At 61.9% G+C, this 15028-nt stretch carries 18 protein-coding genes; 11 read left to right on the top strand and 7 right to left on the bottom strand.

Annotated features, from left to right (window positions below):
- Window positions 1-2: 2 nt before the first annotated feature.
- Genes pgeF through DXY33_RS10630 form a run of 3 tightly spaced genes read right to left on the bottom strand, consistent with a single transcriptional unit; the run spans window position 3 to window position 2937 of the window.
- On the bottom strand, window positions 3-797 hold the full coding sequence (gene pgeF, locus DXY33_RS10640; protein WP_115132862.1) for a peptidoglycan editing factor PgeF: 795 nt from the start codon (window positions 795-797) through the stop codon (window positions 3-5).
- An 11-nt stretch (window positions 798-808) separates the two neighbouring features.
- Window positions 809-1693: a Tab2 family RNA-binding protein gene (locus DXY33_RS10635; protein ID WP_115132861.1), complete on the bottom strand. Its 885-nt coding sequence runs from the start codon at window positions 1691-1693 to the stop codon at window positions 809-811.
- Entirely contained in the window at window positions 1690-2937 is a 1248-nt protein-coding gene (locus tag DXY33_RS10630) for a S1 RNA-binding domain-containing protein (protein ID WP_115132944.1), read from the bottom strand. Before DXY33_RS10630 ends, DXY33_RS10635 begins: the two co-directional genes overlap by 4 nt.
- A gap of 74 nt (window positions 2938-3011) precedes the next feature.
- On the opposite strand from DXY33_RS10630, the gene DXY33_RS10625 reads away from it, so the two are divergent.
- The 6 genes from DXY33_RS10625 (at window position 3012) to folE (ending at window position 8305) form a co-directional block, all read left to right on the top strand.
- Window positions 3012-3854 carry a creatininase family protein gene (locus DXY33_RS10625; RefSeq protein ID WP_115132860.1) on the top strand — a complete coding sequence of 281 codons (843 nt, stop codon included), beginning with the start codon at window positions 3012-3014 and terminating at the stop codon, window positions 3852-3854.
- Window positions 3855-3930: 76 nt separating this feature from the next.
- Window positions 3931-4650 carry an aldehyde oxygenase (deformylating) gene (locus DXY33_RS10620; RefSeq protein WP_115132859.1) on the top strand — a complete coding sequence of 240 codons (720 nt, stop codon included), beginning with the start codon at window positions 3931-3933 and terminating at the stop codon, window positions 4648-4650.
- Between the two features lie 114 nt (window positions 4651-4764).
- Window positions 4765-5805, top strand: a complete 1041-nt coding sequence (locus DXY33_RS10615; RefSeq protein ID WP_006850195.1) for a long-chain acyl-[acyl-carrier-protein] reductase — start codon at window positions 4765-4767, stop codon at window positions 5803-5805.
- Between the two features lie 19 nt (window positions 5806-5824).
- Complete coding sequence (locus tag DXY33_RS10610; protein ID WP_114988525.1) at window positions 5825-6814, top strand: acetyl-CoA carboxylase carboxyltransferase subunit alpha; 990 nt, start codon at window positions 5825-5827, stop codon at window positions 6812-6814.
- Window positions 6815-6838: 24 nt separating this feature from the next.
- Window positions 6839-7546, top strand: a complete 708-nt coding sequence (locus tag DXY33_RS10605) for an SDR family oxidoreductase (RefSeq protein ID WP_115132858.1) — start codon at window positions 6839-6841, stop codon at window positions 7544-7546.
- Between the two features lie 9 nt (window positions 7547-7555).
- On the top strand, window positions 7556-8305 hold the full coding sequence (folE, locus tag DXY33_RS10600) for a GTP cyclohydrolase I (protein WP_011363732.1): 750 nt from the start codon (window positions 7556-7558) through the stop codon (window positions 8303-8305).
- Window positions 8306-8341: 36 nt separating this feature from the next.
- Here folE and DXY33_RS10595 read toward each other — a convergent pair whose 3' ends face one another.
- On the bottom strand, window positions 8342-9016 hold the full coding sequence (locus tag DXY33_RS10595; RefSeq protein ID WP_115132857.1) for a phosphoribosylanthranilate isomerase: 675 nt from the start codon (window positions 9014-9016) through the stop codon (window positions 8342-8344).
- A gap of 50 nt (window positions 9017-9066) precedes the next feature.
- Between DXY33_RS10595 and DXY33_RS10590 the strand changes: the two genes are divergently transcribed.
- Window positions 9067-10329 carry a site-2 protease family protein gene (locus tag DXY33_RS10590; RefSeq protein WP_170951042.1) on the top strand — a complete coding sequence of 421 codons (1263 nt, stop codon included), beginning with the start codon at window positions 9067-9069 and terminating at the stop codon, window positions 10327-10329.
- On the opposite strand, the gene DXY33_RS10585 is transcribed toward DXY33_RS10590, so the two are convergent.
- Window positions 10287-11003: a lipoate--protein ligase family protein gene (locus DXY33_RS10585; protein ID WP_115132943.1), complete on the bottom strand. Its 717-nt coding sequence runs from the start codon at window positions 11001-11003 to the stop codon at window positions 10287-10289. The genes DXY33_RS10590 and DXY33_RS10585 overlap by 43 nt on opposite strands.
- Window positions 11004-11030: 27 nt before the next feature.
- Between DXY33_RS10585 and DXY33_RS10580 the strand changes: the two genes are divergently transcribed.
- Window positions 11031-11798, top strand: coding sequence for a sulfite exporter TauE/SafE family protein (locus tag DXY33_RS10580; protein ID WP_115008694.1), 768 nt, complete (start codon window positions 11031-11033; stop codon window positions 11796-11798).
- 4 nt (window positions 11799-11802) lie between these two features.
- On the opposite strand, the gene DXY33_RS10575 is transcribed toward DXY33_RS10580, so the two are convergent.
- Window positions 11803-12273 (bottom strand): CRR6 family NdhI maturation factor, encoded by a 471-nt coding sequence (locus DXY33_RS10575; protein ID WP_115080694.1) that lies wholly within the window; start codon window positions 12271-12273, stop codon window positions 11803-11805.
- 83 nt (window positions 12274-12356) lie between these two features.
- Here DXY33_RS10575 and psaM point away from each other — a divergent pair, with 83 nt between their 5' ends.
- The 3 genes from psaM (at window position 12357) to DXY33_RS10560 (ending at window position 13923) form a co-directional block, all read left to right on the top strand.
- Entirely contained in the window at window positions 12357-12461 is a 105-nt protein-coding gene (gene psaM, locus DXY33_RS10570) for a photosystem I reaction center subunit XII (protein ID WP_025362433.1), read from the top strand.
- 139 nt (window positions 12462-12600) lie between these two features.
- Window positions 12601-12903 (top strand): hypothetical protein, encoded by a 303-nt coding sequence (locus tag DXY33_RS10565; protein WP_114988519.1) that lies wholly within the window; start codon window positions 12601-12603, stop codon window positions 12901-12903.
- Between the two features lie 69 nt (window positions 12904-12972).
- The gene (locus tag DXY33_RS10560) at window positions 12973-13923 is read left to right on the top strand and encodes a protochlorophyllide reductase (protein WP_115132941.1); all 951 of its coding nucleotides are present in this window, start codon (window positions 12973-12975) and stop codon (window positions 13921-13923) included.
- A 74-nt stretch (window positions 13924-13997) separates the two neighbouring features.
- On the opposite strand, the gene bchL is transcribed toward DXY33_RS10560, so the two are convergent.
- A complete protein-coding gene (gene bchL / locus DXY33_RS10555) occupies window positions 13998-14888 on the bottom strand; it encodes a ferredoxin:protochlorophyllide reductase (ATP-dependent) iron-sulfur ATP-binding protein (RefSeq protein WP_115132856.1) in 891 nt (296 codons plus the stop codon).
- Window positions 14889-15028: the final 140 nt, after the last annotated feature.

Below are 15028 nucleotides of genomic sequence, written 5' to 3'. Positions count from 1 at the left end.
TTTCAGCTGCAGACGGGGGCTTGCGCCACGATTCCGCTCCACTGAACGGCTTTCACCTGATCCCGTCGCCAGGAATGGAATAGCTCGGGCTCACTGACGGTGCAAAGCGGGCAGTGGGCGATCCGTTCGCTGGGGATTCCTGCGCCCTGGAGCTGCACTCTGGCGGCGGTTCGAATGTCAAGGCGATGCCGCCCCGGTTGCTCATCCGGCAGCAGGGCCCCTGCATCGGATAGGCAAGCCTTGTTGGGGACCGCGGCGCTGACGGCCTTCACCACCTCATCGCCCACCTGGTAGCAGGGGCCGCTGACGGCCGGGCCCAGGGCAACCACCAGATCCTCCCGCCGGGCCCCCCGTTCCACCAACCGATCCAGGGCCGTGATCAGGATTCCAGCCGCCACCCCCCGCCAACCGGCATGACAGGCCGCGGCATGCCCGGTGCCGGGATCTGCGATCAGAACCGGTGTGCAGTCGGCACCGCACACCCAGAGGCTCTGGCCCCCGCGATCACTCACCAGGCCATCGGCCTCAGGCCAGGGATCCTGAGGGGCGTCGCTGGCGTTCAGCACGATCCCACTGTGGATCTGCTGGGGCCTGTGGACGCTGATGCCGGCGCTGACGTACCCCGCCAGTTCATCAGGACCACGGCCGTGCCAGAGCCGGGTGAAGAAGCCGTGCTCGAAACCCTGCCCATGCAGCAGATCGCTCTGGAGGTAATAGCCCCCGTAACAACCGATCCAGGTCCAGCCCTTCAACGTGTTGAAGCGGCTGTCTGGTCGATCAAACGGCCCGTCTTTCATCAGCCCTGCAATCAGGCCATGGGGATGTCCCGCAGCATCCAGAAGCCGCCGAAGGTCTGTTCTTCGGGGCTGGACTGGATGGCGATGAATTGCAGGCCCCGCACCTGCTGCTGCGAAGTGGCCAGGGCCTCGGAGATTTCAGCTGCGACGCCTGGCTCCAGGTCGCTCACCAACCAGCGGTCATCCTGACCAGCCTCCAGCACCAGCTGACGGTCTTCAACGATCATCCGCACCGGTTCCAGACCCCCCAACCAGCCCGCCATGGCGAGGGAGCGGCTCTGGCTGAACAGGCGCAGACCCGGCACAGAGGCTTCGGGATCGATGTCATCGGGCACCGGCAGCAGCCCGCTGAAACTCATCGGCCATTCCGATGCCTCCAGCAGGAGGCTCGCCGGCAGGGCGGCCCAGCTCCAGGCGTCTCCTTGAACTTCCTCCGGCAGGGGCACTGGAGGGGTTGGAACAGGCGCCGGCGGTGGTGCCAGCGGGCCCGCCATGAAGCCCTCCTCCTCGGGATAAACCTCCCTTTCGCGCTGCTGAAGCCAGTCGAGCAGGGCGAAGGTGCGGCGACTTGGAATCACCTCGAGGTCTTGTTCGGCTGCGGCGCGCTGCACCATGGTGCGCATCGAACTGCGCCAGCAGCGCAGGCGCACGGGTGAACCCCAGCCCCCGCTTGAGGATGCCTGTTTGGCTTCAGCCAGGGCTTGGCTCAACCAGAGCGAGTTCACCTCACCAGAGGGGCATACCTTGGCGAAGCGAAATGGCTCTGCATCCCCAGTTGCGGCGGGGGTGGAGGTGATCAGCAGTTCCCAACGCTTGCGGCCATCGGCCTCAAGGATGGGTCGGGAGTAGAAGTCGAGTTCCCAGTCTTCGGCGGCTGTCAGGGCAGCAGTGCTCATCCGGCCGATTGCTCCTGCTGTTTCAGGGTGTTCTGGGCGCGGCTGGCTCGATCGGCGGCTTCAGCCATCACTTTGTCTTTTTCGATCAGCAGCTCGCCAGGAGGCCCCTCCAGCAGTGCTGTGTTGAGGCCGATCCGTCCGCGGCCCGGGTCCAGTTCCGTGATCAGGGCCGAAACGCGGTCGCCCTGGTCGAACACCTCACGGATCGAGCGCAGGCTGCCATTGGTGATGGCTGATTGGTGCAGCAGTCCGCTGATGCCACCAAGGTCGATGAACAGGCCGTAGGGCTTCACCGCAGCAACCTGCCCTTCCACCAATTGGCCCACTTCCAGATCTTGGAAGCGTTCGGCCACGGCGGCTCGTTTTTCGGACAGCACCAGCTTGCGCGTCTCCGAATTCACCTCGATGAAGGCCACGCCCAGGGTCTTGCCCACGAGCTCCTGGTGGTTTTCACCGTTTTGGAGTTGAGAGCGGGGAATGAAGCCGCGCAGCCCTTCGAGATCGCAGGTGACACCGCCGCGGTTGAAGCCATTGACGATGACTTGAACCACTTTCCCCTGTTTCTCCAGTTCCTTCACCCGGTCCCAGCTCTTGCGCAGCTCAAGGGCGCGACGGCTGATCGTGACCATCCCATCAGCGTTCTGCTCACGGGTCACCAGAACTTCAACCTCCAGGCCCTTGGGGAAGCGCTCCCGGAAGTTGGTCACCACGCCCAGGCCCGCCTCGCTCTTGGGCATGTAGCCGGGGGCTTTGCCGCCGATATCCACGTACACGCCATCGCTTTCGATGCCGATCACCGTGCCCTTGATCACCTCACCGGTGGTGCCCACCGGAGCGTTCTCGTCCAGGGCGGCGAGGAAGGCTTCTTCATCGAAATCGAAGTCGTCCACGCTGCGCGGCTGATTGCGCTGCTCCTTCTTGGGTTGTTGATCCGGCGCGCCCATCAGGTCGGCCATGGTCATGCCTTCCATGCCGCCCATGTCGAACAGAGCGTCGTCATCCGTGTCTGGAGACGAGGTGGAGTCCTGCTGGACCGGTCGCGGCGGGGTGGCGAGACCCGCCCTTTCCTCAAGGATGCGTGCCTTTTCCGCCGCAGCCTCTGCTGCTGCCCGTGCTTCAGCCGCTTCACGAGCCAGCTTTTCCTGCTCTTCTCGGCGGTTGATCTGCATCACCTGCAGCGGTTTCGTCGCTGCCGGCTTGGGTGCCTTGGGGCGGTTGGGCTGCGGACTGCCGGCTGCGGGCATGGACCATTGAGCTTGTCGATCGCTCATTTTGACAGGCTGGGTTGGGATCAGCACCCCCGTGCCTGTGCAACGCCATGGACCAGCTCCGCAAGCGATTTGATCAGCTGACCTGGCCCGAGGCCAGCTGTGCTGCTAGCCAACCTGGTGCAACGGTGATCTGGCCCTTCGGAGCCTGTGAGCAACACGGCCCCCAACTGCCGCTTTCGACGGACGCTGTTTTCGCTGAGGGAATCCTCGAGTCCGTGTTGCGCGGGCTTGAGCCAGCTCTGCCGATTTGGCGACTGCCGTGTCAGGCCATCGGCTTTTCGCCTGAGCACCAGAACTTTCCCGGCACCCTCAGCCTTTCAGCTCCTCTGCTTCTGGATCTGGTCGACCAGGTGGGCACGCAGCTGGCGGCGATGGGGGTGCAGCGCCTGGTTCTGTTCAACGCCCATGGCGGCCAGATCGGTTTGCTGCAGGTGGCAGCCCGACAGCTGCGCGCTCGCTGCCCGTCGTTGGCTGTTCTGCCCTGCTTCCTCTGGAGTGGCGTGGAGGGGCTGGCGGATCTGTTGCCTGAGCAGGAGTTGGCCCATGGACTTCATGCCGGCCAAGCCGAAACCAGCTTGATGCTGCAGATGGCTCCAGAGCTGGTTGGATCTGCCCGCCCTGTGGATGGCCGTCCAGCACCAGGATCTGCGCAGGATCCTCCAGCGGGCTGGAGTCTCGAGGGGGCGGCGCCCTGCGCCTGGCTCACCGACGACCTCAGCGCGACGGGAGTGATCGGTGATGCGCGCCAGGCCTCCGCTGATCTGGGACGTTGCCTGCAAGATCGCTTGATCAAGCACTGGCAGGAGCGCTTTCAAACCCTTCTGGCCAGTGACTGGCCACCCACGCAAAGTCTTCTCACCAAACCGTCCAACATCACGCCCAAGTCCTGAACCTTGGACGCATGTGTCCCCAACTCTTGGGGCACTGGTTATTGTCAGTCCCACTGAATGTGGTGGACTGCGTCCTATGACGACCCTCAATGCACCTGAAGCACCCGTGCTGGAGGGCCAGGACGCACTGCCTGATTTCACAACCGAGGCCTACAAAGACGCCTACAGCCGGATTAACGCCATCGTGATCGAGGGCGAACAGGAAGCCCATGACAACTACATCTCCCTGGGCACGCTGATCCCCGAGCAGGCCGAAGAGCTCAAGCGTCTGGCGCGGATGGAAATGAAGCACATGAAGGGCTTCACCTCCTGCGGGCGCAACCTCGGGGTTGAAGCCGATCTTCCCTTCGCCAAGAAGTTTTTCGAACCCCTTCACGGCAATTTTCAGGCCGCTCTCAAGGAGGGCAAAGTGGTCACCTGCCTGCTGATTCAGGCCCTGCTGATCGAAGCATTCGCCATCTCTGCCTATCACATCTATATCCCTGTGGCCGATCCCTTCGCTCGCAAAATCACTGAGGGTGTGGTGAAGGACGAATACACCCACCTCAACTACGGCCAGGAATGGCTGAAGGCCAATTTCGAGGCCAGCAAGGACGAACTGTTCGAGGCCAACAAAGCCAACCTTCCCCTCATCCGCTCGATGCTGGAAGAAGTGGCAGCTGATGCTGCCGTCCTTCACATGGAGAAGGAAGACCTGATCGAGGACTTCCTGATCGCTTACCAGGAAGCTTTGGGTGAAATCGGTTTCACCTCCCGCGACATCGCCCGCATGGCCGCAGCAGCGCTTGCTGTTTGACCCGTTTCAGGTTTTGATCCAACGCCGGTTTATCGACAGGCACGTTGCCGTCGATACCGGTTGCCATGGGAGCATGGTTGTTCGAGGTGTTCTTTGAGACGTCAGCAGTAAGACATGTTTGGTCTGATCGGACATTCAACGAGTTTTGAAGCTGCTCGCCGCAAGGCGATGGAACTCGGGTTCGATCACATCGCCGACGGTGATCTGGATGTGTGGTGCAGTGCACCTCCGCAGCTCGTTGAGCACGTGGAAGTCACCAGTCCCGTGGGTACCACCATCGAGGGTGCCTACATCGACTCCTGCTTCGTTCCCGAGATGCTGAGCCGCTTCAAGACGGCCCGGCGCAAGGTGCTCAACGCCATGGAACTCGCCCAGAAGAAGGGCATCAACATCACTGCCCTGGGTGGCTTCACCTCGATCATTTTCGAGAATTTCAACCTGCTCCAGCACCAGACGGTGCGGAGCACCACCCTGGATTGGCAGCGGTTCACCACCGGAAACACCCACACGGCCTGGGTGATCTGCCGTCAGGTGGAGAACAACGCTCCAAGTCTCGGGATCGATCTCAGCAAAGCCAAGGTGGCCGTCGTTGGTGCCACTGGTGATATCGGCTCCGCCGTCTGCCGTTGGCTGCAGGCACGCACCGGAGTTGGTGAGCTCCTGCTGGTGGCGCGTCAGCAGCAACCGCTGCTTGATCTTCAGCAGGAACTAGGCGGTGGCCGGATTTTGTCGCTCGATGAGGCCCTGCCTGAGGCCGATGTGGTCGTCTGGGTGGCAAGCATGCCCCGCACCCTTGAGATCGATCAAGACAGCCTCAAGAAGCCCTGTCTGATGATTGATGGGGGCTACCCGAAGAACCTTGATACGAAGGTTGCCGGTGGTGGCATCCACGTTCTCAAGGGTGGAATCGTTGAGTTCTGCCGTGACATTGGCTGGTCGATGATGGCCATCGCCGAGATGGAGCGGCCGCAGCGCCAGATGTTTGCCTGCTTTGCCGAAGCCATGCTGCTCGAGTTTGAGCGCTGCCACACCAACTTCAGCTGGGGGCGCAACAACATCACCCTCGAGAAGATGGATTTCATCGGCGCGGCATCGGTGCGCCATGGGTTCAGCACCTTGAACCTTCAACCCAACCTGCAGGCCACTGCTGCCTGACCTTCGAAGAGCCAGAGCTATGCCCCGTCGCCCCCTGCTTGAGTTCGAAAAACCGCTCGTCGAGCTGGAGCAGCAGATTGAGCAGATCCGTCAGCTGGCCAGAGATTCGGAAGTCGACGTCTCGCAGCAACTGCAACAACTGGAAAGCCTCGCGGCCCGTCGGCGTCAGGAAATCTTTCAGGGGCTGACTCCCGCTCAGAAAATTCAGGTCGCCCGTCATCCGCAGCGTCCAAGCACGCTGGATTTCATCCAGATGTTCTGCGACGACTGGGTTGAACTGCATGGCGATCGTCGCGGTAATGACGATCAGGCCTTGATCGGCGGTGTCGGCCGGGTGGGCGATCGACCCGTGATGTTGATCGGCCATCAGAAAGGCCGCGATACCAAAGAGAATGTCGCCCGCAATTTCGGGATGGCCGCTCCGGGTGGATACCGCAAAGCCATGCGGTTGATGGATCATGCCGATCGCTTCCGCTTGCCGATTCTCACGTTCATCGATACCCCCGGGGCCTATGCCGGCCTCGAGGCTGAAGAGCAGGGCCAGGGTGAAGCGATCGCCGTCAACCTGCGGGAGATGTTCCGCTTGCGTGTTCCGGTGATCGCCACCGTGATCGGTGAAGGTGGATCCGGCGGTGCCTTGGGCATCGGGGTGGCCGATCGCTTGCTGATGTTCGAGCACAGCGTCTACACGGTGGCCAGCCCTGAGGCCTGCGCCTCCATCCTCTGGCGAGATGCGGCCAAAGCGCCTGATGCGGCGGCAGCCTTGAGGATCACCGGCCGCGACTTACTGGAGCTTGGGGTGGTGGATGAGGTGCTTGAGGAGCCCTCCGGCGGCAACAACTGGGCACCATTGGAGGCCGGAGAAAACCTGCGGGCGGCAATCGAGCGTCACCTCGACCAACTGCTGAGCCTTTCGGAACAGCAGCTGCGCGAGGCCCGTTACTCCAAATTCAGAGCCATGGGACGGTTCCTCGAAAAAACGTCACAGGATGTCGACAAAGCCGCTTAAAATGTCGTGGTTTGCTAACGGTTTTTGCCAACGGCTCTAATCACAGGTGCGAGCCGAGGCATAGGTCGCCGAACTGCTGAGCTTCTGGCTCATCAAGGTTGGGATTTGCTGCTCACCGCCCGCAGCGCTGATCAACTGGAGCAGCTGAGTGCTCAGCTCAGCACCAAAGGTGTTTCTGTGGCCTCTGCCGCCATCGACCTCACGCAACCCGATGGCATCGCAGCTGCGATGGCTGGCTTGTTGCAGCAGGGTGAGACCCCTTCCGTGTTGATCAACAACGCGGGTGCGGCCTACACCGGCGATCTATTGGCCATGCCGATTGAGCGTTGGCAATGGCTGCTACAGCTGAATGTCACCAGCGTGATGCAGGTTTGTTCTGCTGTTGTTCCCGCTATGCGTGAGCACGGCGGACTGGTGATCAACATCAGCAGCCACGCCGCCCGTAATGCCTTCCCTCAATGGGGGGCGTATTGCGTCAGTAAAGCTGCCTTGGCCAGCTTCACCCGCTGCCTGGCGGAAGAGGAACGGAGCAATGGCATTCGTGCCTGCACCCTCACTCTTGGGGCCGTGAACACACCACTTTGGGATGCGGAAACCGTACAAAGCGATTTCGATCGTCGTGCCATGCTCTCTGTCGACCAGGCGGCAGAAACACTGGCGAATCTGGCGTTGCAACCCAGCAACCAGTTGATCGAAGACCTCACCCTTATGCCGGCCGCCGGCGCCTTCTGAACGAACACCATGACCTCCACAGTCCCTTTCGTTTCCAACGGCGTCGCCAACGGCAACGGCAATGGCAGCTTGAATCCCCAGATTTCTGCGCGCATCCGTGAACGCCTGAGGGAAGCGGGTGCTTCCTTCCTGGCGAACGACAACATCGCTGATCACCTCCAGCCGGGTGAGCTGGATCAGCTTCAGGTTGAAGTTGCAGACAAGGTTCGCGACCTGCTGCGCAGCCTGGTGATCGATATCGATAACGACCACAACACCCATGAGACGGCGGAGCGCGTCGCCAAGATGTACCTCCAGGAGGTGTTCAAGGGGCGTTACCACCAGCAGCCCAAGGTGGCCAGCTTCCCCAATGTGAAACAGCTGGATGAGATCTACACCGTTGGCCCGATCACGGTTCGTTCAGCCTGTTCACATCACCTGGTGCCGATCATGGGCAACTGCTGGATCGGGATCAAACCTGGTGCCCGGGTGATCGGTCTCTCCAAATTCACCCGCGTGGCTGATTGGGTCTTCTCCCGCCCTCACATCCAGGAAGAGGCTGTGATGATCCTTGCCGATGAAATCGAGAAGCTCTGTGAGCCCCAGGGGCTCGGCATCATCATTAAGGCGCAGCACTACTGCATGAAGTGGCGTGGGGTGAAAGAGCCCCAAACCAGCATGGTGAACTCCGTTGTGCGAGGCGATTTCCGCCACGACCCCAGCCTCAAGCAGGAGTTCTTTGAGCTGGTGCGTCAGCAGGAAGCGCTGCTCAGCACCTGATCAGCCGCGATTCAACGCTCTTTCAACTCCTCGACTTCACGGTCTCGACCTCACAGCCTCGACAAGGGCTTGAACCTTGTCGAGGTTTTTCCATCCCGGCCGTTCCTCCAGCCGACTGGAGGCATCGAGCCCCTGGGGCGTGACTCGGCTGAGCAGTTCTGGAACCCACTCCGCACTCACTCCCCCTGCCAGCCACCACGGCACCGAAAGCTCGGTTTCGGCCAGCCAATCAAGGGGGATCCGGTGCCCGGTGCCGCCCAGTTGATCGGCGCTCCAGGCATCGAGCAGCAGAGCATCCACATGGGGCGCGTACTGCTCGAGCTGCTTGAGATCGTTGGGTTCACGCACCCGCAACGCTTTCCACCACTGCTGCCTGGGGTAGCGCTGTTTCAGGTGTTGGCAGCGTTGGTCTGACTCGCTGCCGTGCAGCTGCACCACGGAGGGTTGCCCAGCACCGTTGAGCGCTTCCTCGAGAGCGGCATCGTCGGGATCGGCCACCACCCAAACGCGATGCAGCTGGGGGTGCTGTTGTTCCAGCAGCTGGAACAAGGCCCTGCGCTGGGCTTGTTCCACAAAGCGTGGGGTGGCGGGAACGCCGATCACGCCAATCGCCTGCACCCCCATCTGCGCGATGGCTTGAGCCTGCTCGGGGTCGGTGATCCCACAGATCTTGAGGTTTGGAGTGGGGCGGGGATCACGCAAGGGCTGCATGGGTTGCTCTCCCTAGGATCGTGGATGACAGTCCGCAGCAGCGGCACACGATGGGATTGGCGGTGGGAGAGGGCTGGCAGGTGCTCAAGATTGGCGGAATTCCCCTGCGGCTTCAGCCCAGCTGGTTGTTTGCCGTGGCGATCTTCACCACGTTGTTTCAGTCCCGCTACGCGACAACGGCCTCGGTAACGGCGAGTTGGGGGCTGGGATTGCTGACGACCTTGTTGCTGTTCAGCTCCGTGCTGCTGCATGAATTGGGCCATGCCCTGATGGCCCTGCGGGAAGGGGTGAAGGTGTTGAGCATCACCCTGTTTCATCTGGGCGGCATCGCGCGGGTGGAGAAGGAATGCCCCACCGCCATGGGCAATCTGCGCATTGCGGCTGCTGGCCCGATCGTGAGTTTGGTGTTGGCCTTTGGGATGCTGGCGGGGGCTGCAGCCCTGTCGGACACCCAGCCCTTGGCCACACAGTTATTGAGCCAGGTGGGTTTGCTCAACTTGATGCTCGGCTTGTTCAATCTCTTGCCCGGGCTGCCCCTCGATGGCGGGCTGATCCTCAAGGCCTTGGTTTGGAAGCTGAGCGGCAGTCAGCAGAAAGGTGTTCAGGTGGCATCGGCGTCCGGACGGGCTTTGTCGATGCTGATGATCCTGTTGGGTGGTGTTCTGCTCTGGCAGGGCTGGGGGCTCAACGGCCTCCTGCTGATGTTGATCGGTTGGTTCGGCTTGAGTGCCAACCGCAGTCAGACCCAGATGCTGCAGTTGCAGACGGTGCTGCGGGAGTTGAAGGTGGAGGCTGCGGCCGGCAAGCGTTTCCGCGTGCTGGAGGCGGATCAGACCTTGCGGCGCCTCAGTCAGCTGCGGCTGACCGCCAGCGAGGCGGAGGGACCTGCCGATTTGGTGCTGGTCTGCAAGAGCGGCCGTTGGGTGGGTTGGATTGATGATCAGCCCTTGAAACTGCTGCCGGTGCAGCAATGGGACCAACAGCGCCTCGAGGATCATCTGCGCCCCCTCACTGAACTGCCGTCCATCGCCAGTTCGGCTCCCCTGGTGGAGGCGGTGCCGGCCCTGGAGGCGGCCTCCCAGGGACGCCTGTTGGTGATGAGTGCTGCGGGCCTTCCTTCCGGCACCCTCGACCGAATGGATGTGGGCGATGCGGTGCTGAAGCGGCTCGGGGTGACCCTGCCCCCCGCGATCCTCGATGAGGCGCGCAAGCGCAATGGATACCCCCTGGGTTTGGCGATGCTTCCCCAGATGGTGCAGTCGATGCAGGCTCAGAGCGCAGAGCCGGACGCCAGCTCGACCTCGAACTCCTGAACTTCCTCAGCCTTCAGAGGCTGCATCTGCCACGGGCAATGGCTCCAGGATTGAACCAGGCTCTGGCGCAGTCGCTGATCCAGCTCCAGCCGGTTGATCCGGGCTGGAGCCGCCGCTGGAGCCGCTTCCTCAAACACCTCCTCCCAGAGCTCAGCAGGGGGATCCAGCAGGATTTCACCGTGTTGAAGCAGGCGACCGTTCTGCCAGCGCTGGGCGCTGCCAACCCGTTTGACGCCGCATGGATCCACCAGGTCGGCCACCGTTGCCGAGGCGAAACAGTTGTTGGCCTCGCCACCAGCAGGGTCCGAGCCGAAGTGCAGCGCTAGCCCGAGATCCTGAAAGCCATCGATCAACCACTGGCAGGCCTGGCGGTAAGCCTCCTGGCGTCGCCGGGGTGCATCCGGCCAGATCAACGCATAGGTGAGACCGCCGGCATGAAGCACGGCCCGACCTCCGCTCGGGCGTCGCACCAGGCTGATGCGGCCGCGGCGGGCCAGCTCATTCCAGTGCTCAGGCCAGTGGCGTTGATGGCGTCCCAGCGAGAGCCAGGGCCCATCCCAGCGGTAAAAACGCAGAACCGGACCGTTGCTGCGCTTCAGAAGCCAGGCATCCAAAGCCATCTGGGTGTGTCCATCCGCTTGCTGGGTGGGGAGCAAACGCCCGGTTGCGGGCATGCTGGAGGGAAGCATCGATCGCACGCCATGGTGCCCTGGTGGGATGTGCCGATCCTGATCGCCCTGGGCCTGTTGGCGGGGGGCTTGGCCGGGTTGTTGGGAATCGGCGGTGGCTTGATCTTTGCCCCGCTCCTGCTCTGGCTTGATCTCCCGCCCCATCAGGCCCTGGCCACCAGCAGTTTCGCCATTGTGCCCACGGCTTTGGCGGGCACCATCACCCATCTGCGCCAGGGCCGGCTGCCGACCCGGCCGGGACTCGCCATCGGCTTGGCGGCCTTTGGCTCGGCACTGCTGTTCGGTGGTTTGGCCGGTTTGGCAGCGGGCTGGATTCTGCTGGCGATGCAGACGCTGATGTACATCGTGCTGGCGTTCTGCGTTCGCGAACGGCCCGAGGCGGACGCCAATGATGACGTTGATGACGGCAGCGCTCCGCAGTTGGCGGGTGTGGGCTGCATCGCCGGCTGGACCGCTGGGATGTTGGGCCTGGGCGGGGGGCTTGTGATGGTGCCCCTGATGAGCGGTCCGATGTCTGTGCCGATTCATCAAGCCGTGCGGCTGAGCACGGTGGCGGTGCTCTGCTCGGCCAGCGCAGCATCCCTCCAGTTCCTGCATGAAGGACGCGGCGTTCCTCTGATGGGCCTGCTGCTGGGGGCGGTGGCGGCGATCGCTGCGCAGTGGACGGCCAGCCGGCTCGATCAGTTTGATGCGGCCCTGCTGGTGCGCTGTCTGCGGGGACTCGCCATCATCCTGGCGATCGACAGCTCCAGGCGGGCCCTGCAGCTTTGGCTGAGCTGACTGGTCAGCCCAACAGGTTCCAAAATCCCGCATCCAGCTCGTAGCCCAGGGCTGCGGCCATCTGGGAGAGGTTGCCCCGCATCGGGCGTCCGAGCTCTCGCTGGCAGAGGTCGTCCAACTGCATCAATCGATGCGTCACCCAGAGTTCCAAGGCTTCCGGGTCAAAACGCAGGCCTTCGCTGCGGCTGAAACTGTGTGGCACCACCAGGGCCACATGGCGAATCAGGCTGCCCTGGTCGCGTTCAAGCAAGAGCGGCAGCCAGGGGTAGCGCGCATCGGCCCGCAGGGCCCAGAGCCGAGGCTCGGGGCATTCCGGCAGTTCGCGTGGGTCATCCTGTGCCCGAGGCCAATCGAAACGAAGCTCGAGCACTGGTCCCTGGCTCAGCAGTGCATCCAGCGGCTGAGTGCTCCAGATCTCCAGCGGCCGTAGATCCAAGGCGCGGATAGCAGGGGCATCGATCAGAACCGGATCCATGGGCTGGTGTGACAGGCCTTTGCGAATGATGGCCTGCAGCCCTTCCCTCAGAGAAGAATGGGACCGTTTGATGCATGGCTCCCATGGAAACCGTTCTGTCTGCACCTGAGGTGTTCATTGCCCTCGTGGTGGCTGCCCATGCCGCTGTTCTGGCTCTGCGTCTCTCCATCAGCCTTTACGAGGCCTGATTTCAAAGGCAGCCCAGATCAACGGGCGTAGAGCTGGTCTTGGCACTGCGAACGGATTGCGATAAAAGCGGATGTTCGTGCTGATGCGGTGACCGCCAGTCAGGTTCAAAGATCAGCTCCCCGCACGGATGCAGCCAGCATGGCTGCGGCGATTCAGCGGCAGACCGACCAACAGGAACTGCAGTGCAGCCTTCTCGCCTTAGCGGCCAAGGCTGGGCTTGTTCTGTTGGGCGCTGTGAGCTTGATCCGTCTGTCCGTGGCCTATCAGGAACGCATGGATCGCCACAGTGAAATCGCGGCGGTCGTGTCGATTGAGTCGGCGAAATTGGAAACGCTGCAACATCGTTTTGATCGTCTGTTCAGCATCGGTGGAGAGAAGCGTCTGATCAGCGAGCAGGATCAGTGGATCGCCCCCAACCGTCTGCGCGTGATCTGGCGCTGAGATTCGTGACCAGCGGCGTTGGGATTGAGTGCTGACCGGCAGACTGGCAGCCTTCCTGGCCCTGTCTTGATGTCCACGCCCGGCACCGTTCTGATCACCGGCACCACCTCCGGTGTGGGCCTGAATGCCACCTGCGCCTTGGTGAAGCGGGGTTGGACGGTGATCACGGCGAACCGCAGCCCGCAGCGTGCCGCGGCGGCGGCGGATGAGCTGGATCTCCCGAAAGACCGGCTCAAGCACGTGCTGATGGATCTGGGTGATCTCGACAGTGTGCGTCGGGCGGTGGATGCCTTGCCCGAGCGATTGGATGCTGTGGTCTGCAATGCAGCCGTGTACAAGCCGAAACTGAAGCAGCCGGAGCGTTCGCCCCAGGGCTATGAAATCTCGATGGCCACCAACCATTTCGGCCATTTCCTGCTGGTGCAGCTGCTCTTGGGTCGGCTGAAGGCCTCCACTCATCCCTCCAAGCGGGTGGTGATCCTGGGCACCGTGACGGCGAACTCCAAGGAGCTGGGGGGAAAGATTCCGATCCCCGCGCCGGCAGATCTGGGGGACCTCTCTGGTTTTGAAGCCGGGTTCAAAGACCCCGTCACCATGGCCAGTGGCAAGCCGTTCAAGCCCGGCAAGGCCTACAAAGACAGCAAGCTCTGCAACATGATCACCACCCAGGAGCTGCATCGCCGTCTGCACGGGGACACGGGGATCACCTTCACGTCGCTCTACCCGGGCTGTGTGGCGGACACACCGTTGTTCCGCAACACCCCCAAGGCCTTCCAGACGATCTTCCCCTGGTTTCAGAAAAACATCACCGGCGGCTACGTCTCCCAGGCCCTGGCGGGGGAACGGGTGGCTGATGTGGTGGCCAATCCCGACTTCGCCGAATCCGGGGTGCACTGGAGCTGGGGCAACCGCCAGAAGAAGGATGGACAGCAGTTCAGCCAGGAACTCTCCGACAAGGCCACTGATCCAGAAACAGCCCGCCGGGTGTGGGAGCTGTCGATGAAACTCGTTGGCCTTTGAGCTGAGCTCATCACAACAAGGCCCCGGTTGCAGCGGCCAGGGCTTTGTTGATGGCTTTGTTGATCAAGTGAGGATCAATCGAATCCCAGCAGGTCGAAGATTTCGCGGTCTTTGAGGGATGTGGCCTCGAGCGGCTCCACCTTGTCGAGCATGTTCTGGGCCAGCCGCAGATATTCGTTCTGCACCGCTTTCACAGCCTCATCGGCATCATCCATTTCAAAGATGGTGCATTTCTTGAGTCGGGATCGCCGGATGGCATCCACATCCCTGAAATGGGCCATGGTGCGCAGGCCGGTGCGATCGTTGAACTTGTCGATCTGATCGGTGTCTGCCGAGCGGTTCGCAACAACGCCGCCAAGCCGCACCTTGTAGTTCTTGGCTTTGGCTTGAATCGCCTGAACGATGCGATTCATCGCGAAGATCGAATCGAAATCGTTGGCGGTCACAATCAGGCAATAGTTGGCGTGCTGCAGCGGGGCGGCGAAACCACCACACACCACATCGCCGAGCACATCGAAGATCACCACATCGGTGTCTTCCAGCAGATGGTGCTCCTTGAGCAGCTTCACGGTCTGACCGGTCACGTATCCGCCGCAGCCCGTGCCCGCCGGTGGGCCGCCGCTCTCGACGCACTGCACCCCGTTGAAGCCGGTGAAGACGAAATCCTCAGGCCTCAGCTCTTCGCTGTGGAAGTCCACCTCTTCAAGGATGTCGATCACCGTCGGCACCATCTTGTGGGTAAGGGTGAAGGTGCTGTCGTGCTTGGGGTCGCAGCCGATCTGAAGCACCCGCTTGCCCAGCTTCGAGAAGGCGGCTGACAGGTTCGAGGAGGTGGTGGATTTGCCGATCCCGCCTTTGCCATAGACCGCGATCACCAGGGTTTCTTCCTGGATGTTCAGTGCCGGGTCCTGGTGGACCTGCACGCTGCCTTCACCGTCCGCCGGTCGCGTCAGGGTTGTGGTCATGCAGCGACCTGTGCAAGAGAAGTCGATTTCATTCAACAGCAGCAGATGTGCAGTGGTTGGTTTTCACCAAGAAATGAAAGATCTGGCTTTTGCTTGAGTTGCAAGAGCAGAATTTCTTTCAATTAAATAAAAAGAAATGA

The sequence above is a fragment of the Synechococcus sp. N26 genome, from assembly GCF_900473975.1.
Taxonomy (GTDB): Bacteria; Cyanobacteriota; Cyanobacteriia; order PCC-6307; family Cyanobiaceae; genus Parasynechococcus.
This window is presented reverse-complemented; position numbering and strand designations above follow the sequence as displayed.

What these genes read in the sequence shown, in the direction of transcription:
- DXY33_RS10625 (WP_115132860.1), top strand. Translation starts at nt 3,012, where the DNA reads ATGGACCAGCTCCGCAAGCGATTTGATCAGCTGACCTGGCCCGAGGCC.
- DXY33_RS10630 (WP_115132944.1), bottom strand. Translation starts at nt 2,937, where the DNA reads ATGCCCGCAGCCGGCAGTCCGCAGCCCAACCGCCCCAAGGCACCCAAG.
- pgeF (WP_115132862.1), bottom strand. Translation starts at nt 797, where the DNA reads ATGAAAGACGGGCCGTTTGATCGACCAGACAGCCGCTTCAACACGTTG.
- DXY33_RS10620 (WP_115132859.1), top strand. Translation starts at nt 3,931, where the DNA reads ATGACGACCCTCAATGCACCTGAAGCACCCGTGCTGGAGGGCCAGGAC.
- DXY33_RS10615 (WP_006850195.1), top strand. Translation starts at nt 4,765, where the DNA reads ATGTTTGGTCTGATCGGACATTCAACGAGTTTTGAAGCTGCTCGCCGC.
- DXY33_RS10610 (WP_114988525.1), top strand. Translation starts at nt 5,825, where the DNA reads ATGCCCCGTCGCCCCCTGCTTGAGTTCGAAAAACCGCTCGTCGAGCTG.
- DXY33_RS10565 (WP_114988519.1), top strand. Translation starts at nt 12,601, where the DNA reads ATGGCTGCGGCGATTCAGCGGCAGACCGACCAACAGGAACTGCAGTGC.
- DXY33_RS10580 (WP_115008694.1), top strand. Translation starts at nt 11,031, where the DNA reads ATGGTGCCCTGGTGGGATGTGCCGATCCTGATCGCCCTGGGCCTGTTG.
- DXY33_RS10595 (WP_115132857.1), bottom strand. Translation starts at nt 9,016, where the DNA reads ATGCAGCCCTTGCGTGATCCCCGCCCCACTCCAAACCTCAAGATCTGT.
- DXY33_RS10575 (WP_115080694.1), bottom strand. Translation starts at nt 12,273, where the DNA reads ATGGATCCGGTTCTGATCGATGCCCCTGCTATCCGCGCCTTGGATCTA.
- psaM (WP_025362433.1), top strand. Translation starts at nt 12,357, where the DNA reads ATGGAAACCGTTCTGTCTGCACCTGAGGTGTTCATTGCCCTCGTGGTG.
- DXY33_RS10585 (WP_115132943.1), bottom strand. Translation starts at nt 11,003, where the DNA reads ATGCCCGCAACCGGGCGTTTGCTCCCCACCCAGCAAGCGGATGGACAC.
- bchL (WP_115132856.1), bottom strand. Translation starts at nt 14,888, where the DNA reads ATGACCACAACCCTGACGCGACCGGCGGACGGTGAAGGCAGCGTGCAG.
- DXY33_RS10590 (WP_170951042.1), top strand. Translation starts at nt 9,067, where the DNA reads ATGGGATTGGCGGTGGGAGAGGGCTGGCAGGTGCTCAAGATTGGCGGA.
- DXY33_RS10560 (WP_115132941.1), top strand. Translation starts at nt 12,973, where the DNA reads ATGTCCACGCCCGGCACCGTTCTGATCACCGGCACCACCTCCGGTGTG.
- folE (WP_011363732.1), top strand. Translation starts at nt 7,556, where the DNA reads ATGACCTCCACAGTCCCTTTCGTTTCCAACGGCGTCGCCAACGGCAAC.
- DXY33_RS10635 (WP_115132861.1), bottom strand. Translation starts at nt 1,693, where the DNA reads ATGAGCACTGCTGCCCTGACAGCCGCCGAAGACTGGGAACTCGACTTC.